Origin of the sequence: Streptomyces sp. AV19, from assembly GCF_015999245.1 — a bacterium.
Lineage (GTDB): Bacteria > Actinomycetota > Actinomycetes > Streptomycetales > Streptomycetaceae > Streptomyces.
Genome location: NZ_JAEAMR010000003.1, coordinates 688,807 through 712,403, shown reverse-complemented (window position 1 = coordinate 712,403; position 23,597 = coordinate 688,807). Strand labels below are relative to the sequence as shown.

Sequence of the window (23,597 nt, the reverse complement as noted above, 5' to 3'; positions counted from 1 at the left end):
TCAACGGCGAGCACAGCACATCGAACAGCGGAACCAACCGGCCTGGGCACCGTCCGACTCCGCCAGAAGCGAACTGTCGCCGCGCACCGCACTGCCGACTCGCCGCTCGGGCCGCGGCTGGGCGCGCGGTACGGGCGGCGGGCGGTGGCCGCCGGGACGTTACTTCAGGCGGCCGGGATCGTCGGGCCGGCTCTGATCTTCCGCTCTGATTCTTCCACTGGGCTGGGGCGGGCTGGGCACCCGGGGTGCGGCGCCCGTGCTGGTGCTCCAGGGCCTGGGCCAGGGGCTGCTGCTGCTGCCGCTGACCCTGCGGATCGTGCTCAGCGAGGTGCCGTTGGCGCAGGCGGGCGTCGGGGGCGGGGTGATGGTCACCACCCAGCAGTCCTTCATGTCCCTGGGGGTGGCGGCGCTGGGCTCGCTGTTCCTGTCGCTGTCGGCGTCGCTGGGGATGCGGGACGCGCTGACGGTGACGTTCGGGGTGTACCTGGTGACGGCGGCGGCGAACGTGGTGCTGAGCAGGCGCTTGCCGGGGGCGCTCCGCTGAGCCTGTCGGTGATTGGAATGACAGTTATTGAAATCTGTCATTCCATGTGTCACTCTCGATGACGTACCCCGTAGGACCCGGCCCCCGCAGGCCCCCGGACCCACCCCCAAGGAGTTCCCGTGCTGAACCGCACCCTCGGCACCACCGGCCCCCAGGTCTCCGCCCTCGGCCTCGGCTGCATGGGCATGTCCGCCCTCTACGGCGACGCCGACCGGGCCGAGTCGATCGCGACCATCCACGCCGCCCTCGACGCGGGCGTCACCCTGCTCGACACCGGCGACTTCTACGCCATGGGCCACAACGAGATGCTCATCGGCGAGGCGCTGCGCACCGCCCCGGCCGCGCACCGCGAAAAGGCGCTCACCAGCGTCAAGTTCGGCGCCCTGCGCGACCCGGACGGCGGCTGGTCCAGCTACGACGGCCGCCCCGCCGCGGTGAAGAACTTCGCCGCCTACTCGCTCCAGCGCCTCGGCGTCGACCACATCGACGTCTACCGGATCGCCCGGATCGACCCCGGCGTCCCCGTCGAGGAGACCGTCGGCGCCATCGCCGAGCTCGTCGAGGCCGGCCACGTCCGCCACATCGGCCTCTCCGAGGTGGGCGCGGACACCCTGCGCCGGGCCGCCGCGGTCGCCCCGGTCACCGACCTCCAGATCGAGTACTCCCTCATCTCGCGCGGCATCGAGGCCGAGATCCTGCCCACCGCCCGCGAGCTGGGCATCGGCGTCACCGCCTACGGCGTCCTGTCCCGCGGCCTGATCAGCGGCCACTTCGGCCGGGACCGGCAGCTGGCCGCGAACGACTTCCGCGGCATGAGCCCGCGCTTCCAGGGCGAGAACCTCCAGCGCAACCTCGACCTGGTCGACGCGCTGCGCAAGGTCGCCGAGGCGCGGGGCGCGACCGTCGCGCAGACGGCGATCGCCTGGGTCCTGGCCCAGGGCGACGACATCGTCCCGCTGGTCGGCGCCCGCACCCGCGAGCGCCTCGCGGAGTCCCTCGGCGCGCTGGACGTGCCGCTGAGCGCCGACGACCTGGCCGCCATCGAGGCCGCGGTCCCGGCGGACGCGGCGGCGGGCGACCGCTACCCGACGGAGCAGATGGCGCACCTGGACAGCGAGCGCTGACCCGTCCCCACGGCCGCGCGGCACCGGCCCCGTCCGGGGCGGGCCGCGCGGCCGGGTACGGTCGTTCAACAGGCCCGACACGGGCCCGACCGAAAGGACCCGCACCCCGATGCCGCCCGAGCCCCTGACCCCGGAACGCATCCTCGAAGCCACCGAGGACGTCCTGCGCCGCTTCGGCCCGGCCAAGGCGACCGTCGTCGACGTCGCCCGCGCGCTCGGCGTCAGCCACGGCAGCGTCTACCGCCACTTCGGCAGCAAGGCCGCCCTGCGGGAGGCGGTCACCGAGCGCTGGCTCGACCAGTCGCACGCGCTGCTGTCCGCCGTCGCCGTCTCCGAGGGCCCGGCGGCCCCCCGCCTCCGCGAGTGGCTCACCGCCCTCTTCACCGCGAAGCGCCGCAAGGCGGGCGACGACCCGGAGCTGTTCGCGACGTACATGGTCCTGGTCGGCGAGAACAGCGCGACGGTCGAGCGGCACATCGCGACGATGATCGCCCAGATCGCCGCCATCGTCGAAAGCGGCGTCCGGCAGGGCGAGTTCGCGTCCGACGACCCGGCCGCGACGGCCCGGGCGGTCTGGGACGCGACCAACCGCTTCCACGATCCCGCGTACGCGGCGGAGTGGGGGCAGGAGGGGATCGACGCGGCGTTCGGGGTGGTGTGCGAGCTGGTGCTGCGGGGGCTTCGCGCCTGACGCGACCTTGACGCTTCCCGCACTGTGACATCGGCCAAATCCCTGGACCCGCGTCACGGCGCTTCCTAGGCTGATCTTCTGTCCGAAAACACCGGCTCGGCAGGAGCGTTGTCCCTTGACCTCCCCCACACTCGACGACGACCTGATCGTCCTCGCCCCCGCGCGGCCACGGCCGGCGGACGGCTGGCAGAGGACCGAGGACGGCGTCGAGTTCGAAACCTGGCACACGGTCCGAGGGACCGTCTGCAGCCTGGCGTTCACCTCGTCCGAGCGGCTCACCGCCTGCCTCGGCCCCGACCAGCCGTGGGTGGCACTGCCCGTCGGCGCCCTGCGCCACCTGCTCGGCGAGGCGGGCGTCTCCGACATCGTGGTGGACCCGCCCGCCGTGCCGTCCCGCGGGGAACGCGAGGACCACCGCGAGGAAGGGGAGGCCGCGCGTGGCTGACAAGCTCAAGGCGACCGTGGAGCACATCGACGACGCGGGGAAGGGCTTCCACCGCGAGGCGCTGCACCTCGGCGAGTTCAAGCACCTGGCCGCCCCGCCGACCCCCGGCGTCGGCGATGCCGGCCTGAGCGGGGCGCTGTCGCAGCTCAGCGACGCGTTCGGCATCGCGCACGAGTTGCTGACGAAGCTCGTGGACACCCACGGGAGCAACCTCCGTGGCGCGGCGTCCGACTATCACGACCAGGACATCGACACCGACAAGATGTTCAAGGACCTGATGGGCAGGGCGTCGAAGTGATCGATGACGACATCGCCGGCCTGAAGAAGGTCGCCACCGACTACACGTCGGCCACGGAGAAGTACGACGCCTCGTCCAAGGTCCTCAACAAGAAGGTCAACGGCGTCGTCCACGAGGCCGGTTGGAGCGGCGAGGGCGCCACGGCGTTCCAGACGGTGTGGGCGCACGACGGCACAGTCGGCGCCGCCATGTCGGAGGCCATGTCGCAGGTCTCGGACGTCATCGGCGTCCTCACGGAGGAACTGGAGGCCGCCAAGCGCGACTTGGGCGATGCCCAGGACAAGGCACGTGCGGCGGGGCTCACCCTGGACAGCCAGGGCGGGGCGACCGGCAAGGCCGACCAGCAGACGGCACTGGACGCGTGGCAGGGCGGCCGGGACGCGGCGCTGAAGCGGGCGCAGAACGCGCGGGAGTCGGCGACGCACAGCCTGAACGCCGTGCTGGACCAGATCCTCAACAAGGGCAACCCGAACCAGTACAACGGCGCCGACACCTGCACCCTGGCGGAAGTCCTGCGGGGGCTGTACACCACGCCCGCGGCGCTCACGCAGGAGAGCGCGAAGAAGCTGGAGAAGCTCCAGCAGGTGGCCCGGGACCTCAAGAAGGGCCAGAAGGCGCTGCCCCACGGCAGCGACGCCTGGCAGAAGCGCCTGGCGGAACGCCGCGAGGTCAGGGCCAAGCTCAGCGAGCAGCGCCTTCGGACCGCCTCGGTCGAGGGCTGGGAGAGCAGGTTCAAGGGCAGTGGCGCGGCCCGGCTCACGATCGGCGACGTCGCCAAGGACCACTCCGTCCGGAACCTCGGGAAGTTCGGCACGTACGGCGCGGTCAGCACCGGTCTGACCGGAGCCATGGTCGGCCTCCAGATGTACGACGACCACCGGCAGCGAGGGTGGTCGTGGCAGGAGTCCTTCGCCCGCGACGCGACGCCGGCGGCGGTGGGCATGTGGGCGGGCGGGGCGGCGGAGGGCTTGATCGTCGGCGCCAGTGCGTCGAACCCGGTCGTCGCGGCCGGTGTGCTGGGCGGTGTCGCCGTCGGCTACGGCGTGGGAACGTTCGGATATGAACTGACCCATGCCCACTGGGGCGACAACATCCACAAGTACGGTGTCGTCAAGGGCATCGGCCACAGCGTCGGTGAAGCCGCGGACAACTGGTGGGAGAACGACGCGAAAGGCATGTACCACAAGGGTGAGAACGCGGTGAAGGGCGCATGGCACGCCGGCTCGAGCGGCGTGAAGAAGGCTTGGCATGGCCTCTTCGGCTAGGCGGAGGCACCACGGGCTCCCCCCGGGAGCCATCCCGCCCGAACCCCTCCGGTGGGTCGGCCTCACCTGGCTGGACCGGGGCCCTGCCTATTGGTGGCACCGCTTCACACTGTCGCTCTTCCTGCTCGTGACCACCGCCCTGACGGCGGCGATGGGGGCGGCCGTCGTCACCGCGGCCGTACCGGACGGGGCAGCCGTCCTGACCGTCGTCCTCGTGGTGTACGCCCTGCTCGGCATCGGCGTGGCCTGCTTCACGCTCCGGGACATCCGGACCCTCGACCGCCGTGGCGTCGTGCTAGGCGGCGGGCTGGGAACGGCCGCGCTCGGCAAGCGGCTGCGTGCCATGCGGACCGCCGTCGCGGCGGCGGCCGTCGTACTCGGCTCGGTCCTCCTGATCCTCGCCGTTCCGGTCGCCTGCGCCGCGTTGTTCACGCACCTCATCCGCAGCTTCGGCCGCTACACCATCGGCGAACGCCACGAACGCGAGAGACTCGGGCTGGACGTGTAAAGACACGCATGGCCAAGAAGAGGAAGAGGAAGAAAAAGCGCCCTCGTCGTGCGAACCCAGTGACCCCGCACGGCAAGTCGGGTGCGGGGACACGGTTCGGTGGCATCCTGCTCATCCTGGCCGGGTTGGTGTTCGGGACGTTCGCTGCCGGCATCTCCAGTCATGCGTCGGGGGTGTTGGGGACCCGCGGAACCTTCGCGGTCGAGCGGTGCGAGCACCTGCCGTCGACGCATCACGGCGGCGAGGACACCGTCCACTGCTCGGGCACCTTCCGCCCCTCGGGCGGCGGCGCGGCGAGGAGCGGCCTCGACATCGACCGGGAGTACGAGCCGGGTCGGCGCGTCACCGCTTCCTGCGACTTCATCGGCATCTGCTACAAGATCGACGGCGATGTCATGACGTCCCCTTCTCCTGGGTCTCGCGGATCCTACGGCCTTCTCGGTCCGTTCCCGTTCCCCCGGTTCGTACGGCCGGTGTCGCGGGGACCGTCTCCTGACGGGAGCCGCGGAGCCGCCCGGCCAGGGCCACGCTCACGGCCACGGTGAGCAGGCAGAGACCGGACAGCATGACGGGCAGCGCGCCGACTCCGTACTCCTCGATGGCCGCACCCAGCACCGGTGGGAAGGCGACGGAGCCGAGCATGGCCGCGGCGATGACGTAGGCCATGGCGTTGCCCGATGCCGGGGCCGAACGGTTCAGCCAGTTCAGGCCGTTGGGGAAGATGGGACCGATGCACAGTCCCGCGGCGGCGTAGGCCCAGGGGGTGAGACCGGGCACCGGCACCAGCAGGACGCTCACGGTCATCAGAACGCAGGAGGCGGTGACGATCACCGAGGCCGACCAGCGCCGGGCGAGCGGCGCGACCAGGAACCGGCCCGCGGTCATCGCCAGCCAGTACAGCGACGTGGCGACAGTCGCGGTGGTCGTGCTGCGGCCGAGGTCGTGCAGATGCGTGGGTTCCCAGTTGCCGATGCCGCTCTGCACCGCGAAGTGCAGCATGTAGACGGCCACGAACCCGGCGAGCACCATGGCCGGCGTGCGGCGGCCCGGACCACCGGCCGGTGTCCCGGCCCGACCGTCCTGACCAGCCTGAACGGCCAGGTCGGCGGGGGTCGGCCGGGCGCGGATCCCGCGGACGCACGCCAGCGGGACGAGGCTCAGCAGGCCGAGGGCGACGAACACCGCGCCGTAACGGTCCGGGCCGACGACAGCGATCACGGCGGGGGCCAGTACGGTCCCGAGCCCGAAGCAGCCGTGGGCCACGTTCAGCAGGGCCGGACCGCGCGCCCCGAGCCCGATGAGGAACAGGCGGCTGATGGCGAAGTCGACACCGCCCAGCCCGAGCCCGGTGACGAACGCCGCCCCCAGCATCAGCGGCCACACCCCCGACAGGCCGAAGACGACGGTGCCCGCCAGCATGGTCAGGTACGAGGAGGCGAGCAGCGCGCGGTTGCCGATCCGGCGGTGGACGGAGTGGAAGCCGATGACGCCGAGCACCGCGCCGAACGACTGGGCGGCGAGGGCCAGTCCGGCCGTCGACTCGGACAATCCGAAGCGGTCGCGGAGCGCGGGGACCACCGGCCCGTACAGGGCGAGCAGTGCGCCGATGACCACCATGCCGAGGCAGGACGCCACCACCGCGGTGCGGGTGAACAGCGACTCCGCCCCCGTGTCCCGGGCCGTCATCGCGCGCCTCCGTCCGCCGGTGCCAGCGCGTTCAGGAAGGTGGTGAGGTGCGCGGCCGCCGCCTCCCGCGCGGCCTGCGGGTCACGGTCACCGATGGCCCGCAGGATGCGGGCGTGCCCCGGATCGCCGTAGTGCTCGTCGGGCCGGCGTACGCCGCCGAGCCGTACGGAGTCGCTGACGGAGCCCAGCATGCTGCCGTACAGCCGGGCCAGCACAGGATTGCCCGCCGCCTCGACGACGGCCGAGTGGAACTCCACCGCCGCGCGGTTGAAGTCCTGCGCCCGGCCGTCCCGGTGGGCGGCCATCTGCCGGTCGTGCAGGGCCGTGAGGCGTTCCAGATCGGCGGCGGTGCCGCGTTCGGCGGCGAGTCCGGCGGCCTCCACTTCGAGGCCGCGACGGGTCTCCAGTACGGAGACGAGCTCGGCGTCGGCCAGGTAGCGGGTCAGTACGGCGTCGACCTCATGCGTGCCACGCACGAACGTGCCCCGGCCCTGCGCCGTTTCCAGCAGGCCCACGTACACCAGGGCCTGCACCGCCTGACGCAGCGTGCTGCGGCTGACCTGGAGTTCCCCGACGAGCTCGTCCTCGATGGGGATCTTGCTGCCCATGGGCCATCTCCCGCCGGCGATCTGGGACTTCAGTCGCTCGATGACGCCTTCGACCAGCGCTGATCGTGGTACCGCCCGCACGCTTTCCCCTCCCTGAAGGGCATATCATCACCCCAAAGTAAGCCCACCCTAACTTGCAGACTTCGGCCGTGTCGAGGCCATTTGGAGCATGGTGGCGGGTCCCGGCGGCCCGCCGGGTGACGCGGTGCCTCCGAGCTCCGCGCGGCACACCGCCGGCCCGAACCCGACCGGCCGCCGACCCCCTGAGTCGGCTAAATCCCCAAAAACCGCAACACCGCCAGAACCCGCCGATGATCCCCCTCCGCCTTCGGCAGATCCAGTTTCGCCAGGATGTTGTTGATGTGCTTCGCCACCGCGCTCTCGCTCACCACCAGCCGCTCCGCGATCCCCGCGTTCGAGCGGCCGCCCGCCATCAGCTCCAGGACCTCCCGCTCGCGCGGCGTCAGGCGGTCGAGCGGGTCGCTGTGCCGGCGCAGCAGCAGCTGCGAGACGACCTGCGGGTCGAGGGCCGTACCGCCCGCCGCCACCCGTCGCAGCACGTCCACGAACTCCTCGACGTCCGCGACCCGTTGCTTGAGCAGGTAGCCGACGCCGCGCGTGTCGCCCGTCAGCAGGTCCGCCGCGTAGCGCTCCTCCACGTACTGGGAGAGGAGGAGCACCGCCGTGTCCGGCCACCGCTCGCGGACGACGAGGGCCGCGCGGACGCCCTCGTCCGTGAAGCCGGGCGGCATGCGGACGTCGCAGACGGCGATGCCGGGGCGGTGGGTCTCGACCGCCGCGAGCAGCGCCTCCGCGTCGCCCACCTCCGCGACCACCTCGAATCCGGCCATCTCCAGGACCTTCACCAGGCCCACCCTCAGCAGGACGGAATCCTCGGCGATCACGGCGCGCACGGCAGCTCCACAGTCACAATGGTCGGGCCCCCGACGGGGCTGCTGATCGAGAACGTGCCGTCCACCGACGCGACGCGCTTGGCCAGGCCCGCCAGGCCCGTACCGTCGGCCGCGTCGGCCCCGCCCACGCCGTCGTCGGAGACGACGACCAGCAGTATCCCCCCGAAGCGTTCGACGGTGACGTCCGCCCTCGACGCCTGCGCGTGCTTGACCACGTTGGCGAGCGCCTCCGAGACGACGAAGTAGGCGACGGCCTCGATCGCGGGCGCGGGCCGGGAGGCGAGGTCCACGCGGACGTGCACGGGCAGCGGGGCGCGTTCCGCGAGGCCGGACAGCGCCGCGTCCAGCCCCCGGTCCTCCAGGACGGCCGGGTGCAGCCCGCGCACCAGGTCGCTCAGCTCCTGGATCGCCCCCTTCGCCTCGCGGTGCGCCTCGTCGATGACGCGCCGCGCGTCCTCCGGCAGGTCGGTCATCGTCACCTTGGCCAGGCCCAGGTTGACCGCCAGCGACACCAGCCGCTGCTGCGCGCCGTCGTGCAGGTCCCGCTCGATGCGCCGCCGTTCGGCGTCCGCCGCGTCCACGACGCCGGCCCGGCTCTCGGTGACCTCCTCGACGCGGCGGGCGAGCAGTTCCTCCCGGCTGGGGCCGAGCAGCGCCTGCCCGTTGCGGGCGTCGAGCCGGACGAGCGCGCCCGCCGCCCAGGCGCCGCCGTAGAGCAGCACGAGCCCGCCGGCGGTGACGTACGCGGCCCGGGTGCTGTAACCGGGATGATCGATCCGCCAGTTGAACGGGAGTGCCCAGATCCAGACGTAGACGGTGGCTGCCACGATCCCGACGGCCGCGCCGAGCAGGACGAGGACGCCGCCGAGGGCGACCGCCGGTCCGGCGAGGAGGTGGTACCGCAACTGCCGCTCGGCGTGGGCGTACCACAGCCGTCCCCCGCCGGGTTTTTCCGGGCGCGGCGGACGCGGTATGTCCACCCCCGCGGCCCGGAAGCGGCGCCGTTGCAGCCCCGTGAGCAGTGGTGCCACGAGCGCGATGCCCCCGAGCGGTACGAAGACCGACAGCAGGATCTCCGGCACCGTGACGATGTCGTCGTAGGACACCCAGGGCAGCGCCATGATCAACAGGGCGGGGAGCTGGGCGAGGGCACCGGCGACGAGGCCGGCGGCGGGGCGGCCGGCGTTGGCCAGGGGCATCAGGGCGGTGCGGACGATGCTGGGGACGGTCATGCCAAGAACCGTAAAACGCCAGGTCGGGGCGGGGCCATGCCACTGCTGTCCGTCCCGGTGGTGAAGCTGGTACCACCCCGGAACGGACAGCCACGCTACTGACCGGAAGCCGCCGAGGGCGAAGCCTTGAAGGCATGTCCCTCCGACTCCTCCGCCATCGACGCACGCTCGGCCTCGGCCTCACTGCCTGCGGCGTGGCCCTGCTCCCCTGGCTGTACTGCCTGGCGACCGGCCTCCCCGACACGTACCCGGCGGTCCGCTGGCCCCTGGCCTGGGCCGGCCTGGACGCCCTGGAGGCCGCGGGCCTGATCACGACGGGCCTGTTCACGGCCCGCCACGACGAACGCCGCCGCGTCGCGGCCGCCGCGACGGCGGCGCTGCTCTTCGCCGACGCGTGGTTCGACACGGTGACCGCCGCACCGGGCGCGGACTTCACGTCGGCGCTCGTCATGGCGGCGGCGCTGGAACTGCCGCTGGCGACGGTGTGCGCGGCGCTGGCGCTGCGGACCCCCAAGTGATGCGCGGCTTTTCGCGCCGCGCGACGAGCGCGCGCACCGCCTCCGCCCCGGCGAGCGCCTCCTCCCGCTCCGGAACGGGCAGCAGCCAGAAGGCGCCCGGCCCTTCCCGCCGCTCCGGGGGCGGAACGCGCAGATACCGCAGGGGATCGTCGATCCCCACAGCGCTCGTACCGCGCACGCCGTCCCACGCCCACGCCGTGCCGACCCGCACAAGGACGCTGTAGACGTCCCGCCGCCGCGAGACGATCACGCCGTGCCCGATCCCGACGCCCCGGAACGCGTCCGCGACAGCGTCGTCGGTCCTGATCCCGGGGATCCCGCCCTCAACGCCCCGGCCGGCAGGTGAACCACGTCGAACCGCCGCCCGGCCTCGACGCCGGGCGTCCGCCCCATGGCCCACGCCTCGTGGATCTCGCGAGGCCGAGTGGCCCGGGAGACGAGCCACCGCGCACCGGGGTGGTCGAGCGTCGCATACCGCCCGCAGGAGAGGTGGGACGGACGCGGGGAGGCGTGCCCGAGCGCCCGCGCCTCCCGGCTCATCGCCGGCCCCCGTGGGGGTGCTGGCGCAGTTCGACGTTGCAGTCGACGGCGCGGGACAGGTCCCCGGCCCGGCGCGCCTCCGTCCGCTGCACGACGAGGGCCACACAGACGTCGCACCCGGGGACGGGCTCCGGTTCGTCGGCCGGTGCGGGCGCCGTGAGGTGTACGGGAACGGGGACGGGTTCGATGCCCGCGGCGACCTCGGCCAGCCGGGCTCTGCGGCAGCGGTCCTGCGGTGTTCGGCGTGGCGGCATTGTGCGACTCCCTGCACGGTCGGTGTGTGCGGGTCGCCCATCGTGTCGGCAGGACGCGACCGGAACTATCAGGCTCACCGACAGCCCTGGCCACACCATCACACTCCGCTACGAGCCCAGCCAGGCCCCGTAGTTGAGGAAGTCGTCCGGCATCCGTCGCTTCGCCGACTCCAGACCGGCGTACGTCTCGCGCACCACGGGGTGGTAACGGGTCTGCTGCGGCGCCAGTTTGCGCGCCTCCAGCAGGTTCCGGAAGGCGGCGTCCGTACGCCCGGTCCACAGCTGCGCGCGGGCCACCTCGGCGCAATGATGGGCCGTCCGGGACGGCGGCCAGTCGCCCGGCAGCTTGAGGCCCTCCGCCTTCTCCACCGCCTCGCCGTACCGGTCCAACTCGGCCAGGACACTCACCCCGTGCACGGCCACGTTGGCCGGGCCGAAGGACAGCCAGTGCACCTTCTCGGCCGGTCCGGTACGGGCGGCGATCCGTCCGGCCTCGGCGAGATGTGCTTCGGCGGTGTCCCCGTCCTGGTCCCGGCCGGCCAGCACCGCGGCCCCGAGCTGGAGCTGGCCGGTCACCACGTCCCGCTCCCGCCCGGCCTCCGCCTGTTCCAGCCGCGACAGCCCGAGCCGGATCAGCCGCTTGCCCGTCCGGTAGTCGCTCGCCCGCAGGTAGGCGAGCGCGCGCAAGTACTGCCGCATTCCGCCCAGCACCGGGTCGGACGCCCGCTGCGCGGCCCATTCCAGGCAGTCCAGGGCGATCGCCGACAGATCGATGAACCCCAGCTTGGTGGCCACGTCGTAGGCGGTCCGATAGCCCGAGGCGAGCATCCGCCACGCCTCGGTCGTGCCGTCCGCGTGCGCGACGGCCGTCGCCTCGCGGAGCAGGGACGGCAGTTCGGCCGCCACCCGTTTGATGTCGGCGGCCCGGACCAGCCTGCACAACTCATCGGCCCTCAGCGTCAACTCGCCGACGCGGCGCGGAACAACATCCGGATCGGCACCCAGGTCGTACAGATCGAGCGCCTCACGGATCGGATGGATCAGACCGTCGAGCCGGTCCTGCCGCAACTCCGCCAGGTACGGCTGCCCGGTCAGCTCGGCCACCGGAAGCGAGAGGGCACGGGCGAGAGCACCGATCACCGCCGGACTCGCGGGCAGGTATCCCTGCTCCACCTTGGTCAGGGTGCTGTACGAGACGTGACTCCGGTCGGCCAGTTCACGCTGAGTCAGCCTACGGCGCTTGCGCGCCCTCGCGATCCGCGCTCCGGTGTGCTCTTCCATGCGACCTGGCATGCTGAACTCCGTTCCGCTCGACACCAGGACGGTACCCCGGGACCCCTGTGCGTACGACGGTCCAGTCCGGCGTCGAATCCTCTTCCACGTCAACCTGCGCAGGCCGCCGCACGCCCTCTTGACCCGGACGGCACGCAGGGCCGATCGTCGCATGCGGCTGATCGAAACGGGCTCGACACAGGAGGCAGCAATGACGCTACTGTTCGTCGGTATCGACCCCGAGACGAAGACCGAACAGTGCCCTGCGGCCTGGGTGGACGTCGACATGAAACCCGAACCGGACATCCTCTTCCAGGGCTGGCTGGCCGACGAGCAGGCTCAGGCCGAGTGCCGGAAGAACAGCCCCCATCCCGACACGGAAGCAGTCATCCGGATGCCGTACCGGATGATCGACATCATCAGGAAGGCGTGCGATGCCGCAGAAGAAGCAGCAGCGGGCAAGCTTTGACGAACTGCTGAACTCTGCCACGCACTCCGCGGTACACCTGGAGATGCGAGACATCTACGGTGTCGCCGGTGAAGCCGAGGAGTTCGAGCAGTGGAAGCGCACCGGCGAAGTGGACCTGGACCCGGAGTCCGAAGGCTGGTCCCGCTGGACGGCCTTGGTACGGCAGGCCGTTGCCCGGGGTGTCGTCATGCGACGTGCACGCATCGTCTCCGAGCCGGTGAGCCAGTACATCAAGTACGAGCACGCCACCACAGCCGTCAACGTCACTGTGGGCGAACAGGTCCGCTGGCTGCCGCGTCGGCGCACGTCGGATATCGCGCTCCCCGGAAACGACTTCTGGCTCTTCGACGATCGCCTGGTGAGGTTCAATCACTTCACCGGTGACGGTGACGGCGCGGGCTTCGAGTACGTCGTCCGGACCGGGACATCCGGTCCGGACCGCGCGGCCGAACCAACCTGCTGAGAGCGGATACCTGACGTCGTGAGCACCCAACCCGCCAAGCCGGAGCACCACCCCGGCCCCGCCGACCGGCCACCGGGCGACGAACCCTCGAAGGAGCGGGAGCCCGCGGGCCCCGACCGTGCCGCGGACGGGGCTGTGCTCGCCGACGAGGACCTGAGCCCCAAGGACCTTCCGGCCGAACGGCGGGCCCGCGCCCGCCGGCTGCTGCGCGGCGCCCTGCGCCCGCACCGGGGCACCGTCGGTCTGGCCATGGCCTCCGCCTGCCTGCGTCAGGTGGCTCTGCTCGCCGTCCCGTGGTGCGTCAAGAACGCGCTCGACCACGGCATCAAGCCGCCTGGGGACAACCAGGCGCTGCTGTTCTGGGCCGGTGCCACGGCCCTCGCCGCCTGCCTGCAGTTCGCCGGGATCTACGGCTGGCAGTGGTGGGCCTCCTCGGCCGACGCCAAGGTGGGCGCCGACCTGCGCTCGCGGCTGCTGGCGCACCTGTCCGTCCTGGACCGGGCCGCGCTCGCCACGCGCGGCCACGGCGACCTGGCCATGCGCGCCACCCGGGACACGGATCTGGTCCGCGAGTGGGTGCACGGGCTGGCGGTGTGGGTGGTGCTGGCCACCACCTTCGTTGTCATCCTGCCGGGGCTCGCCGTCCTGGACCCGAAGCTGCTGCTGGTGACCGTGGGCATGCTGCCCTTCCTGGTCTGGGTCAACCTCTACTTCCCGCGCCGCTTCGGCGCGGCCAGCGACGAGCTGGCCCAGGCCCACGGCGAGCGCGCCGAGGCCGTCGCCGACCTGCTCCAGCTCGGTACCGGGCTGCGCGGCACGGGCGGTCACCGCCCGCTGGTGGGACGGCACGACCGGGCCAGCGCGGAGGTCACCGCGCGCACCGTCGTCGCCGCCCGCATCGAGGCGTCCTGGGCGGCCATCGCCCCCTTCGTGCCCCGGCTGGCCGTCGCGGTCGGCGTGGGCATCGGCGGTCTGGCCGTCCTCGACGGGGAGCTGACCATCGGCGGGCTCGTCAACTTCACCGCGTGGATGGCCTACCTCACCACCGCCACCCGGGTCCTCGTCGACCGGCTCCTCGCCCGCGGCCAGGCCGACGTGGCCGCCGCCCGGATCGACGAGGCGCTGACCATCCCCTCCACGGTCACCGACCCGGCCGAGCCGGTCGCCCTGGCCGCCGAGGGTGACCTGGAGCTGTCCGGGGTGAGCGCGGTGCGCGACGGCGTCACCGTGCTCGCGCCGATCGATCTGACCGTGCGCCACGGGGAGTTCGTGGCCGTGCGCGGCGCCACCGGCTCGGGCAAGAGCACCCTGCTGCGGCTGCCCATGCGCCTGGACGACCCGGCGACCGGCGCCGTCCGCTACGGCGGCACCGACCTGCGCGACGCCGCCCTGGACGACATCCGCCGCCGGATCGGCTACGTGGCCCAGCGGCCGCTGCTGCTGTCCGGAACGGTGGCCGAGAACCTGCGGCTGGGCCGCGACCTGTCCGACGAGGAACTGCGCGCCGCCTGCGCGACGGCCGGCATCCACGACCAGATCGCCGCCATGCCCGACGGCTACGACACCGAGCTCGGCGAGAGCGGAACGGCCCTGTCCGGCGGCCAGGTCCAGCGCCTGGCCATCGCCCGCGGCCTGCTCGGCGACCCCGAGGTGCTGGTGCTGGACGACTCCACCTCCGCCCTGGACACCACCACCGAGAAGCTGGTGCTGGAGCGGCTGCGCGCCTGGGCCCAGGGCCGCACAGTGATCTTCGCCACGCACCGGACCGCCGTCCTGGAGGCCGCCGACCGCGTCGTCACGCTTCCGGACCGGGCGTCCACCGACCCCGCACCGGAACCGGCGGTCGCCGTCGCCATCCCGTCCGCCACGACCCCGGAGGCCGACCGTGGCTGAGCCGGTCCTGCTCAACGACCAGCCCGACGAGCGCCGCGTGCTGCGCCGGGCCGCCCCCCATCTGCGTCCCCACCGGCGCTCCCTGGTCATCGCCCTCACCGTCGGACTGGCCGACGCCGCCGCCCTGGTGGCCGTCGCCCCGCTCGTCGGCCGGGCCACCGACGCGCTGAACGGCGGCGACCGCACCGGGCTGATGTGGGCCGTCGGCGTCCTGCTGGCACTGGCCGTCGTCCAGCTCGGCCTGGCCCGCACCGGTGAGCTGCTGCTCGCCAAGGCCGGCGAGAACGTGGTGCGCAGCCTGCGCGAGCGGTGCGTGGAGAACCTGGCCTCGGCGCCGCTGCGCTTCCTGGAGTCGCACCACACGGGCGAGCTGCTGCGCCGCACCACCAGCGAGGTGGCCGCGCTGGCCGCCTTCGTCCGGATGCACCTGCGTAACATCATCTCGACCGCGGCCACGCTGGTGTTCACGCTGGTCGTGCTGTTCGGGTACTCGTGGCAGCTGGCGTTGGTGCAGCTGGTGGTGTTCGTGCCGCCCACGATGCTGGTGATGCGCTGGTTCCAGCGGTCCGCGCCCGGCGCGTACGGCGGGAAGGCGGCGGCCGAGGCGACGGTGGCGGCCACGTTCACCGAGACCCTCACCGTCCGGGAGGCGCTGCAGACCGCCCGCGGACTGCCGGGCTGGATGCGCCGGTTCGGCCGGGAGAACGCCGTGGCGGTGCGTGCCGCGCGGCGGGCGATCCGGGTGGAGAACCGCATCGACCTGGTCAGCCTCGTCGAGGGCATGGCGATGGTGGCGCTGCTGCTGGTGGGCGGCTGGTCCGTCGCGCGCGGCGCGATCAGCATCGGCACCGTCGTCGTCTTCGTCCTCGCCAGCCGCAACCTCTTCGACTCCTTCTCCGAGATCTCGCAGCTCGTCGGCCACGTGCAGAAGGCGCGTACGGGCCTGGCCCGGCTGCTGGACCTGCTCTCCGCGACCGACCGCGCCAAGGACGGGGAGCCGGAGCCGAAGGGCCGGGACGGCCTTCCCCGGCGCGGCGAACTGAGCTGCGAGGCCGTGGGATACGCCTACCGCGACGGCACCGAGGTGCTGGGCGGGGTCTCGCTGGTCTTCTCCCCGGGCGACCGCACCGGCGTCGTCGGCGAGACCGGCTCCGGCAAGACGACGCTGTCCAAGGTGCTCTGCGGGCTCTACCGGCCCGACCGCGGCGCGGTGCGCTTCGCCGGGGTGGACCTGACGGAGATACCCGAATCCGAACTGCGGCGCCGCGTCGTGCTGGTGCCGCAGGAGGTCCGCATGGTGACCGGCACCGTGGCCGACAACCTGGAGCTGGTGCGCTCCACCCCCACCCGCGCCGACATGGAACGGGCCGTGGCGGAGCTGGGCCTTCAGGACTGGATCCGCGACCTGGGCGGCCTGGACGCCGAGGTGGGCCTGCGCGGCGGGCGGCTGTCGGCGGGGGAGCGGCAGATCATCGGGCTGCTGCGCGCGGTGCTGGCCGACCCGGCCGTGCTCGTCCTCGACGAGGCCACCGCGGACATCGATCCGGTGACGGCGGAGCGGCTGGAGCGCGCCCTGGACGGCATGAGCGCGGACCGCACGCTGATCGTCATCGCCCACCGCCCGGCGACCATCGCCCGGCTGCCCCGGGTGGTCGCGCTGGAGAACGGACGGGTGGTCAGGGATATGGCGAACGCCTGATGATGTAGGTTAGGGTTGCCTAACCTTGGTTGGGGGGTGGTTCCCCCGACCGCTCAGACGAGCCGTGGCGGCTTCGCGCGTACCCGCGCGGGGCCGCCGCGGCACGGCGCCGGCATCGCCGTCCGCCCGGCCAGATTGGGATGATCGATGACCACCGACACGCTGCTCCCCCGCATGCGGATCGTCCGCCACCCCCTCAAGTACCGCTTGCTGGAGGTCCGGAAGGTCGACCGGATCACCCCCTCCACGGTACGGGTGACCTTCGGCGGGGAGGCGCTGGAGGGGTTCTGCGAGCAGGCGCCGACCGACCACGTGAAGCTCTGCTTCGCCGAGGGCGGCGCGGAACTGCCCGTCGAGCCGGTGGTGGTCGACGACACGTGGATGGACGCCCCGGTGGAGCCCATCACCCGCGACTACACGGTCCGTCACTACCGCCGCGACACCCGCGAGCTGGACGTCGACATGGTCCTGCACGGCAAGGGCGTCGCCTCCACCTGGGCCGAGAACGTCGAGCCCGGCATGCGGCTCGGTGTCATGGGCCCCCGCGGCTCCGAGATCCTGCCGATGGTCCACGACTGGTACCTGCTGGCCGCCGAGGAGACCGCCCTGCCCGCGCTCGCCCGCTGGCTGGAGATGCTCCCCGCCGGCGTGCGCGTCCTCGCCTTCGCCGAGGTGCCCGGCCCCGAGGACGAGCAGGAACTGCGCACCGCCGCCGACCTCACCATGACCTGGCTGCACCGCGGTTCCGCCCCCGCCGGCACCACCGACCTCATCGAGCGCGCCATCCGCGCCGCCGAACTGCCCACCGACGGACTCGGGTTCGCCTGGGTCGCCGGCGAGGCCACCAGCCTCAAGCCGGTACGCCGCTACCTGCGCAACGAGCTCGGCCTCGCCAGGGAGCAGGTCGACGTGGACGGCTACTGGAAGCGCGGCGTGGAGAACCACGACCACCACGAGGACGACGAGCACGGGCACGCGTGAGCACCACACTTCAGGCCCCCGTCGGCGCCCCGGCCCCCGCCCCCGCGCGGCCCCGGGCCGGGCGCGCCTGGCACGCCCGGCGGGCCGCCGGGCTGCTGGCCCTCCTCGCCCTCGTCGTCGTGCTCGCCGTCCTCGGCATCGGCATCGGCGCCAAGACCATCGCCCCCGGCGACGTCGTCCACGCCCTCCTCGACCGGGATCCCGGTGACGACGACTGGATCGTCGTCCGCACCTCCCGGCTGCCCCGCAGCCTGCTCGGCATCACCATCGGCGCGGCCCTGGGCCTCGCCGGCGCGCTGATGCAGGCCCTGACCCGCAACCCGCTGGCCGACCCCGGCCTCCTCGGCGTCAACGCCGGCGCGGCCGCCGCCGTCGCCGGAGCCACCTCGCTGCTGGACCTCTCCAGCTTCGGCGGCTACGTCTGGGCCGCCCTGCTCGGCGCCGCCGTCGCCTCGGCCGCCGTCTACCTGCTGGGCACCCGCGGCCGGCAGAAGGCCACCCCGGTGCGCCTCGCGCTGGCCGGCACGGCGGTCACGGCCGTCCTCACCGCCGTCGTCAACGGGCTGATCCTGCTCGACCCGCTCACCCTCAACAAGTTCCGGTTCTGGCAGATCGGCACCCTCGCCGGCGTCGACGCCTCGCTCCTCGGCCAGGTCATGCCCTTCCTGGGCGCCGGCCTCGTGCTGGCCCTGCTGCTCGCCCGGCCGCTCAACGCGCTGGCCCTCGGCGACGACACGGCCCGCTCGCTGGGCGCCCACCCCGGCCGCACCCAGTTCGCCACCATGGCGGCCGTCACCCTGCTGTGCGGCGCCGCCACCGCGGCCGTCGGCCCGATCGCCTTCGTGGGCCTGGCCGTTCCGCACGTGGCCCGGCTGATGGTGGGCCCCGACCAGCGCTGGCTGCTGCCCTACAGCGCCGTCCTGGCCGCGGCCCTGCTGCTCGCCGCCGACATCCTCGGCCGGGTGGTGCTCACCCACGGCGAGATGGAGGCCGGCGTCGTCACCGCGTTCCTGGGAGCGCCCCTGTTCATCGCCCTCGTCCGTCGCAAGAGGATCGCCCAACTGTGACCAGCCGCACCCCGCTCGCGCCTCCCGCAGGGCGCACCACCGGGCCGGAGGAAGACCCGCCCCCCGGCCCGTCACCGAGGCCCCGCCTGCCCGCCCTGCGCCTGCCCGGCCCCGGCCTCTCGGTGCGCTGGAACCCGCGCGCCACCGCCGTCGGCCTCGTCCTGGCCGCGGCGGTCCTCGTCGTCGGCGTCTGGACGCTGACCACCGGCGACTTCCACATCCCCGTCCCCGACGTGCTCGCGGTGCTCACCGGCGGCGGCGCGCCCGGCGACGAGTACGTCGTCAACGAACTGCGGCTGCCCCGGCTGCTGACGGCCCTGCTGGTCGGCGCCGCCATGGGTATGTCCGGAGCGCTCTTCCAGACCCTCGCCCGCAACCCGCTCGGCAGCCCCGACGTCATCGGCTTCACCGTCGGATCCGCCACCGGCGCCCTCGTCACCATCCTGGTGATCGGCGCGGGCACCGCCTCCGTCGCCGCCGGCTCGGTCGCCGGCTGCGCCCTCACCAGCGTCGTCGTCTACCTGCTCGCCTGGCGGGGCGGCGCCGCCGGCTACCGGCTGGTGCTCGTGGGCATCGGCATCAGCGCCCTGCTGTCCTCCGCCAACGCCTATCTGATCGCCCGCGCCTCGTTCACCGACGCGCAGAGCGCCCAGGTCTGGCTCACCGGCAGCCTCAACGGCCGCGGCTGGGAACACGTGACGACGATGGCGGTCTGCCTCGCCGTCCTCGCCCCCGCGGCCCTCGTCCTCGGACGGCCGCTGCGCATGCTGGAGATGGGCGAGGACGCGGCCGCCGCGCTCGGCGTGGGGGTGGAGCGCACCAGGGGCGGCGCCCTGGCCGTCGGGGTGGCGCTCACGGCGCTGTCCACCGCCGTCGCCGGGCCCGTGCCGTTCGTCTCGCTGGTCGCCCCGCAGGTCGTCCGCCGGCTCACCCGGGCCACCGGACCCAACCTGGCCGCCTCGGCGGTCATGGGCGCCCTGCTGCTGGCCCTCAGCGACATCGCCGCCCAACGGGCCCTGGCGCCCACCCAGTTGCCGGTCGGCGTGTTCACCGGCGTGGTCGGCGGCTGCTACCTGGTCTGGGTGCTCGCCCGCCAGTGGCGGTCCGGCCGGGGCTGAGCCGGGACGGGGCGCGGCGCGGTCACCGGGCGCGAGAAGACCCGGGAGCCGCGCTCCGGATCGAGGGCGGCGGCCCAGGCGCGCGGCGCCCGGCCGGCGTCCGCCTCCCGGAAACCGCTGCGGAGGAACGATTCGCCGCCGCCGGTCGTCGCGGCGAACACCTCCGTCACCGAGCGCGCGGCGGCCTCCGCCAGCAGGGCGGTCAGCAGCCCGGACCCGACCCCGCGGCGCTGACGGTCCGGCCGCACGCAGAAGTTGTGCAGCACCGCCGGGAGGGACCCGGGTGACGGACCGTCACCCGGGTACAGGCGCAGGGCGACACAGCCCTCCAGCGTCCCGTCGGCGTCCTCGGCCACGAAGAACTGCGCCGCGGTGAGCGCGTACAGCCCCGGCGTCCTCCGGCGCAGGGCGCCCGAGCGCATGAACGGTTCGGACAGCGCGTACAGCGCGGGCGCGTCGGCGGCACCCGCCGCCCGTACTCCGCCGGACTCGCTGGACCGGAGACGGACCTCCGGGCGGGACGCCGTGGTCAAGGGGGCACCTTTCCTCGCCGCGTCCGGGAGGACCCCGGAGCGCTTGTTAGGTTAGCCTAGCCTAAATTGGATCGATGTCCGGGTGGGGCCGCGGCGGAACGGGAAGTCGCCGGGGAGCGGTTCCGGTCCGCCGTCAAAACCCCCTGGCGCGCGGCCACTTGGGATGCCTAGTGTCCGATCATGACCACGCTGGAGTTCCGTACGATCCCCGAGGCGCACCTCGACCGTGCCCTCGACCTCACCTACCTCGTCTTCCTGCTGTCCCCGGACGAGGAGCGGCGCAAGCTCCACCGCGACATGCTCCTCGGCGCCGAGCGCATCGGCGCCTACGACGGCGACGACCTCGTCGGCATGCTCGCCGCCCGCCCCCTCCTGCTGTCCGTCCCCGGCGGCGAACTGCCCTGCGCCGGCGTGACGTTCGTCTCCGTCGCCCCCACCCACCGCCGCCGCGGCGTCCTGCGCGGCATGATGGACGAACTGGGGAACCGCTGCCGGGACAACGGGCAGCCGCTCGCCGCCCTCTGGGCCGCGGAAGCCGTCATCTACGGCCGCTTCGGCTTCGGCGCCGCCACCCACTGCCACGGCGTGGAGATCGACTCCCTGCGCCCGCTGAACCTCCGCATCGAGCCCGCCGACCTGCCCGTACGGCTCGTCGACCCCGCAGATGCCCCCGGCCTCCTCGGCCCCCTCCACGCCGCCAACCGCGCCCGCCGCGCGGGCCGGGTCGCCCGCGACGACGACTGGTGGCGCACCCGGACGCTCCCCGCGACCGAGGAGGACGCCCCGGAGCTCAGCGCGCCCCGCGTCGTCACCCTCGGCGCCCCGGGCACCCCGCCCGCCGGCTACGCGGTCTACCGCACCGGCGACGGCAGCAACGTCCCCGGCGCCCCCGACGGCATCGTGGCCGTCTCCGAACTGGAGGCCGACACCCCCGGGGCCGCCGCCGCGCTGTGGCGCTACCTCGCCTCGATCGACCTCACCGCACGGGTACGGGCCTGGGGCCGCCCCCTGGACGACCCGCTGCTCCACTTCGCCGCCGACCGCGACCAGGTCCTCGTCAGCCGGGAGTTCCCCGCCCTGTGGCTGCGCGTCCTCGACGTGACCGCGGCCCTGGAGGCCCGTGCCTGGGCCGCGCCCTGCGACCTGGTGCTGGAGATCACGGATCCCCGAGCCCCCGGCGGCACCGGGCGCCACCGGCTCGCCGCCGGGCCCGACGGCGCCACCGTCACCCGCACCGACGACACCCCCGACCTCACCTTCGACGTACGCGAACTCTCGGCCTGCTACCTCGGCGGCACCGAGCTGCGGCACCTGGCCCGGGCCGGCCTGGTCACCGAGCACACCCCGGGCGCCGTCGCGCGGCTGGACGCGGCGCTGCGCACCGAGTTCCTCCCGCACACCACGGACGAGTTCTGACGCGGATTCAGTTCCCCGCCTTCCCTGTGGATTTACCGCATCACTCTGCGGAGTCACCGCACATGAGCGTGCGGGTTTACCGCACATGAGTGTTTGTCACTTCAACTTCCCGCGCTCCGTGCCGTGTTCCGGTGCGCCGGATGTGACATGTGCAATCCATGTGTCGTAGGGTCTCGGCGAGTTGTTACTCAGGGTGCTGCCGTGGCCAGTGATGTACGGCTGCGGCGGCCCACCCCCCCCACAGTCCACAACGGCGTGCGCCGGGATCCCCGATCGCGCACGCCGCGGAAAGGCATGTCCATGTTCCGAATACGGCTGCCGAGACCCGCCGCGCTCCTCGCGGCGGGCGGCATAGGCGCCTTCATCGCCACCACCGCCGTACCGTCCGCCTACGCGGCCACCCCCGCCCGGGCCGGCAACTGCACCATCCGCCCCGCGGGCGACAGCTCCGAGGCGCCGCTCAGCTGCCTCGGCGTCACCGCCTCCCTCGACCGCCTGCCGGCCGTCGGCGAGCGGACCACCCTCACCGTGGACGTCACCGCGCAGACCGACGTCAAGCGCGCCGGACTGTCCCTCCAACTGCCGCCCGCCCTGCGGATCGTCGACGAGGGCCCCGCCCTCGCCGCGCCCACCGCGGACGCCTTCGGCCAGCGCACCGGCAGGACGCTCGCCCTCACCCCCGGCACCCGCACCGTCAAGCTGGCGGTCAAGGCCGTCGCCGCCGGACCCGCCCAGATCCAGGCGGACATCAGCGACATCGACCGCCCCGACCCGCGCCGCGCCGGCCACGCCTCCGTGGAACTCACCATCGGCAAGGCCAAGGGCACCACCGCCAAGGGCATCTCCGTCACCAAGGCCGACGCCACCCGGATCGACGGCCCCACGGCCCACGACCGCCCGGCACGCCCGGGCGCCGCCGCCCCGGCCGCGCCCACCATGCCCCCGCAGGCCGCCGCCCCCGGCCGGCGCTACGCCCCGGTCTGCGTCAGCGGCACCCTGCGCAACCGCTTCCAGTCCTCCGAGGGCGGCAGCTGGAACCGCAAGGCCAGTCGTGACCTGCCCGTCAGCAACGCCAACGTCACCCTCTGGGGCCGCGCGAGCGCCGGCGGCGGCACGCAGAAGCTCGCCACGGGCCTGACCGGCAACGGCGACGGCACGTTCAACCTCTGCTACACGCCGACCACGTCCGTCACCTCCCGCGTCTGGGCGGAGTTCCAGACCCAGGCCGGCACCATGTGGTCCGTCGTCGACGGCTACAACCGCCGCTACTCGACCACCTCCAACGCCCTGAGCAACGTCTCGGGCAACAAGAGCCTGGGCGCCGTCTACGCCAACAGCGGCCAGAGCCGCGCCTGGCACGCCTTCGACACCCTCAACAAGCTCTGGTGGGACCGTGGTTCGACCACCAACTGCTGGACGGGCAACCAGAAGAACGGCCGCTGCACCCCGATCACCATCCAGTGGTACCCCGGCTCCCGTGACGGTACGTACTGGACGAACCGCGACGACAAGGTCCACCTCGCGGACAACGACCCGGACTCCGGTCACACCACCGTCCACGAGGCAGGTCACTCCCTCATGGGCAAGCTCTACAACGGCTGGTGGCCCTACGTCACCAACTGCTCGCCCCACTACGTCAACCGCGTCTCCTCCACCACCTGCGGCTGGACCGAGGGCTTCGCCAACGCCGTGGCGTTCCGCGCCTTCAAGGACACCATCATGACGTGGGGCAACGGCAGCTCCATGAACCTCGCCAACGACCGCAACACCCGCGGCATCGACCGGGGCGACGCCTGCGAGGCCCGCGTCGCCACCGCGCTGGTGGACCTGTGGGCCCAGGTCGACGGCGGCTGGACGAAGAGCAACACCATGATGTCCCGCGAGCGCCAGTCCACCTTCCGCGAGTACTTCCTCACCGACCGGCCCAACCACGGCCTGGACAGCGGGGCGAAGGCCCGGAGGATCCTCTACGACCACACGATCCAGTACTGATCCTGCGGCCATCAGGTGCCCCGGGCCGAAATCCGGCCCGGGGCACGGGTGTTCGCCGGACCTCGCC

General features: G+C 73.0%; 25 protein-coding genes. 17 read left to right on the top strand and 8 right to left on the bottom strand.

Annotated elements, in window-relative coordinates; translation table 11 throughout:
• Positions 1-256 precede the first annotated feature (256 nt).
• The 7 genes from I5Q34_RS03260 (at position 257) to I5Q34_RS03230 (ending at position 4,875) form a co-directional block, all read left to right on the top strand.
• On the top strand, positions 257-544 hold the full coding sequence (locus I5Q34_RS03260) for a hypothetical protein (RefSeq protein WP_199890523.1): 288 nt from the start codon (positions 257-259) through the stop codon (positions 542-544).
• Between the two features lie 119 nt (positions 545-663).
• Positions 664-1,668: an aldo/keto reductase gene (locus I5Q34_RS03255; protein WP_199890522.1), complete on the top strand. Its 1,005-nt coding sequence runs from the start codon at positions 664-666 to the stop codon at positions 1,666-1,668.
• 109 nt (positions 1,669-1,777) lie between these two features.
• Positions 1,778-2,359: a TetR family transcriptional regulator gene (locus tag I5Q34_RS03250; protein ID WP_199890521.1), complete on the top strand. Its 582-nt coding sequence runs from the start codon at positions 1,778-1,780 to the stop codon at positions 2,357-2,359.
• Between the two features lie 115 nt (positions 2,360-2,474).
• Positions 2,475-2,804 (top strand): SAV_915 family protein, encoded by a 330-nt coding sequence (locus I5Q34_RS03245; protein ID WP_199890520.1) that lies wholly within the window; start codon positions 2,475-2,477, stop codon positions 2,802-2,804.
• Complete coding sequence (locus I5Q34_RS03240) at positions 2,797-3,102, top strand: DUF6317 family protein (protein WP_199890519.1); 306 nt, start codon at positions 2,797-2,799, stop codon at positions 3,100-3,102. The genes I5Q34_RS03245 and I5Q34_RS03240 overlap by 8 nt, the downstream gene beginning before the upstream one ends.
• Complete coding sequence (locus I5Q34_RS03235) at positions 3,099-4,367, top strand: hypothetical protein (RefSeq protein WP_199890518.1); 1,269 nt, start codon at positions 3,099-3,101, stop codon at positions 4,365-4,367. Before I5Q34_RS03240 ends, I5Q34_RS03235 begins: the two co-directional genes overlap by 4 nt.
• Entirely contained in the window at positions 4,351-4,875 is a 525-nt protein-coding gene (locus I5Q34_RS03230; protein ID WP_199890517.1) for a hypothetical protein, read from the top strand. Before I5Q34_RS03235 ends, I5Q34_RS03230 begins: the two co-directional genes overlap by 17 nt.
• 232 nt (positions 4,876-5,107) lie before the next feature.
• Here I5Q34_RS03230 and I5Q34_RS35445 read toward each other — a convergent pair whose 3' ends face one another.
• The 5 genes from I5Q34_RS35445 to I5Q34_RS03210 all read right to left on the bottom strand — a co-directional run bounded on the left by I5Q34_RS35445 (position 5,108) and on the right by I5Q34_RS03210 (position 9,315).
• Positions 5,108-5,239 carry a hypothetical protein gene (locus I5Q34_RS35445; protein ID WP_267911895.1) on the bottom strand — a complete coding sequence of 44 codons (132 nt, stop codon included), beginning with the start codon at positions 5,237-5,239 and terminating at the stop codon, positions 5,108-5,110.
• A 29-nt stretch (positions 5,240-5,268) separates the two neighbouring features.
• Positions 5,269-6,561 carry a sugar MFS transporter gene (locus I5Q34_RS03225; RefSeq protein ID WP_234428255.1) on the bottom strand — a complete coding sequence of 431 codons (1,293 nt, stop codon included), beginning with the start codon at positions 6,559-6,561 and terminating at the stop codon, positions 5,269-5,271.
• Entirely contained in the window at positions 6,558-7,250 is a 693-nt protein-coding gene (locus I5Q34_RS03220) for a FadR/GntR family transcriptional regulator (protein ID WP_199890516.1), read from the bottom strand. Before I5Q34_RS03220 ends, I5Q34_RS03225 begins: the two co-directional genes overlap by 4 nt.
• A gap of 191 nt (positions 7,251-7,441) precedes the next feature.
• Positions 7,442-8,083, bottom strand: coding sequence for a response regulator transcription factor (locus I5Q34_RS03215; RefSeq protein WP_199890515.1), 642 nt, complete (start codon positions 8,081-8,083; stop codon positions 7,442-7,444).
• Positions 8,071-9,315, bottom strand: a complete 1,245-nt coding sequence (locus tag I5Q34_RS03210) for a sensor histidine kinase (protein ID WP_199890514.1) — start codon at positions 9,313-9,315, stop codon at positions 8,071-8,073. The genes I5Q34_RS03215 and I5Q34_RS03210 overlap by 13 nt, the downstream gene beginning before the upstream one ends.
• Before the next feature lie 134 nt (positions 9,316-9,449).
• Here I5Q34_RS03210 and I5Q34_RS03205 point away from each other — a divergent pair, with 134 nt between their 5' ends.
• The gene (locus I5Q34_RS03205) at positions 9,450-9,833 is read left to right on the top strand and encodes a hypothetical protein (protein WP_199890513.1); all 384 of its coding nucleotides are present in this window, start codon (positions 9,450-9,452) and stop codon (positions 9,831-9,833) included.
• Positions 9,834-10,369: 536 nt separating this feature from the next.
• On the opposite strand, the gene I5Q34_RS03200 is transcribed toward I5Q34_RS03205, so the two are convergent.
• Positions 10,370-10,627: a hypothetical protein gene (locus I5Q34_RS03200; protein ID WP_307811636.1), complete on the bottom strand. Its 258-nt coding sequence runs from the start codon at positions 10,625-10,627 to the stop codon at positions 10,370-10,372.
• Between the two features lie 108 nt (positions 10,628-10,735).
• The gene (locus tag I5Q34_RS03195) at positions 10,736-11,908 is read right to left on the bottom strand and encodes a helix-turn-helix domain-containing protein (RefSeq protein WP_199890512.1); all 1,173 of its coding nucleotides are present in this window, start codon (positions 11,906-11,908) and stop codon (positions 10,736-10,738) included.
• Between the two features lie 163 nt (positions 11,909-12,071).
• Here I5Q34_RS03195 and I5Q34_RS03190 point away from each other — a divergent pair, with 163 nt between their 5' ends.
• From I5Q34_RS03190 to I5Q34_RS03160, 7 genes are all read left to right on the top strand, one after another.
• Positions 12,072-12,368: a hypothetical protein gene (locus I5Q34_RS03190; protein WP_307811635.1), complete on the top strand. Its 297-nt coding sequence runs from the start codon at positions 12,072-12,074 to the stop codon at positions 12,366-12,368.
• On the top strand, positions 12,334-12,831 hold the full coding sequence (locus tag I5Q34_RS03185; RefSeq protein WP_234428253.1) for a DUF6879 family protein: 498 nt from the start codon (positions 12,334-12,336) through the stop codon (positions 12,829-12,831). The genes I5Q34_RS03190 and I5Q34_RS03185 overlap by 35 nt, the downstream gene beginning before the upstream one ends.
• An 18-nt stretch (positions 12,832-12,849) precedes the next feature.
• Positions 12,850-14,724: an ABC transporter ATP-binding protein gene (locus tag I5Q34_RS03180; RefSeq protein ID WP_199890511.1), complete on the top strand. Its 1,875-nt coding sequence runs from the start codon at positions 12,850-12,852 to the stop codon at positions 14,722-14,724.
• Positions 14,717-16,423, top strand: coding sequence for an ABC transporter ATP-binding protein (locus I5Q34_RS03175; protein WP_199890510.1), 1,707 nt, complete (start codon positions 14,717-14,719; stop codon positions 16,421-16,423). Before I5Q34_RS03180 ends, I5Q34_RS03175 begins: the two co-directional genes overlap by 8 nt.
• Before the next feature lie 147 nt (positions 16,424-16,570).
• Positions 16,571-17,404, top strand: coding sequence for a siderophore-interacting protein (locus I5Q34_RS03170; RefSeq protein ID WP_199890509.1), 834 nt, complete (start codon positions 16,571-16,573; stop codon positions 17,402-17,404).
• Positions 17,401-18,471, top strand: a complete 1,071-nt coding sequence (locus tag I5Q34_RS03165) for an iron ABC transporter permease (protein WP_199890508.1) — start codon at positions 17,401-17,403, stop codon at positions 18,469-18,471. Before I5Q34_RS03170 ends, I5Q34_RS03165 begins: the two co-directional genes overlap by 4 nt.
• A complete protein-coding gene (locus tag I5Q34_RS03160; protein WP_307811634.1) occupies positions 18,468-19,589 on the top strand; it encodes an iron chelate uptake ABC transporter family permease subunit in 1,122 nt (373 codons plus the stop codon). The genes I5Q34_RS03165 and I5Q34_RS03160 overlap by 4 nt, the downstream gene beginning before the upstream one ends.
• Here the strand turns inward: I5Q34_RS03160 and I5Q34_RS03155 are convergent.
• A complete protein-coding gene (locus tag I5Q34_RS03155) occupies positions 19,541-20,122 on the bottom strand; it encodes a GNAT family N-acetyltransferase (RefSeq protein ID WP_234428252.1) in 582 nt (193 codons plus the stop codon). The two genes, I5Q34_RS03160 and I5Q34_RS03155, sit on opposite strands and share 49 nt — an antisense overlap.
• A gap of 180 nt (positions 20,123-20,302) precedes the next feature.
• On the opposite strand from I5Q34_RS03155, the gene I5Q34_RS03150 reads away from it, so the two are divergent.
• Positions 20,303-21,538 carry a GNAT family N-acetyltransferase gene (locus I5Q34_RS03150; RefSeq protein WP_199890507.1) on the top strand — a complete coding sequence of 412 codons (1,236 nt, stop codon included), beginning with the start codon at positions 20,303-20,305 and terminating at the stop codon, positions 21,536-21,538.
• Positions 21,539-21,838: 300 nt separating this feature from the next.
• Positions 21,839-23,530 (top strand): mycolysin, encoded by a 1,692-nt coding sequence (locus I5Q34_RS03145; protein WP_234428251.1) that lies wholly within the window; start codon positions 21,839-21,841, stop codon positions 23,528-23,530.
• The last annotated feature ends 67 nt before the right edge of the window (positions 23,531-23,597 follow it).

Excerpts from the sequence above, each read along its gene's own strand:
- I5Q34_RS03145 (WP_234428251.1), top strand. The coding sequence starts at position 21,839 with ATGTTCCGAATACGGCTGCCGAGACCCGCCGCGCTCCTCGCGGCGGGC.
- I5Q34_RS03195 (WP_199890512.1), bottom strand. The coding sequence starts at position 11,908 with ATGGAAGAGCACACCGGAGCGCGGATCGCGAGGGCGCGCAAGCGCCGT.
- I5Q34_RS03250 (WP_199890521.1), top strand. The coding sequence starts at position 1,778 with ATGCCGCCCGAGCCCCTGACCCCGGAACGCATCCTCGAAGCCACCGAG.
- I5Q34_RS03210 (WP_199890514.1), bottom strand. The coding sequence starts at position 9,315 with ATGACCGTCCCCAGCATCGTCCGCACCGCCCTGATGCCCCTGGCCAAC.
- I5Q34_RS03225 (WP_234428255.1), bottom strand. The coding sequence starts at position 6,561 with ATGACGGCCCGGGACACGGGGGCGGAGTCGCTGTTCACCCGCACCGCG.
- I5Q34_RS03205 (WP_199890513.1), top strand. The coding sequence starts at position 9,450 with ATGTCCCTCCGACTCCTCCGCCATCGACGCACGCTCGGCCTCGGCCTC.
- I5Q34_RS03230 (WP_199890517.1), top strand. The coding sequence starts at position 4,351 with ATGGCCTCTTCGGCTAGGCGGAGGCACCACGGGCTCCCCCCGGGAGCC.
- I5Q34_RS35445 (WP_267911895.1), bottom strand. The coding sequence starts at position 5,239 with ATGAAGTCGCAGGAAGCGGTGACGCGCCGACCCGGCTCGTACTCCCGG.
- I5Q34_RS03170 (WP_199890509.1), top strand. The coding sequence starts at position 16,571 with ATGACCACCGACACGCTGCTCCCCCGCATGCGGATCGTCCGCCACCCC.
- I5Q34_RS03190 (WP_307811635.1), top strand. The coding sequence starts at position 12,072 with ATGCGGCTGATCGAAACGGGCTCGACACAGGAGGCAGCAATGACGCTA.
- I5Q34_RS03185 (WP_234428253.1), top strand. The coding sequence starts at position 12,334 with ATGCCGCAGAAGAAGCAGCAGCGGGCAAGCTTTGACGAACTGCTGAAC.
- I5Q34_RS03150 (WP_199890507.1), top strand. The coding sequence starts at position 20,303 with ATGACCACGCTGGAGTTCCGTACGATCCCCGAGGCGCACCTCGACCGT.
- I5Q34_RS03200 (WP_307811636.1), bottom strand. The coding sequence starts at position 10,627 with ATGCCGCCACGCCGAACACCGCAGGACCGCTGCCGCAGAGCCCGGCTG.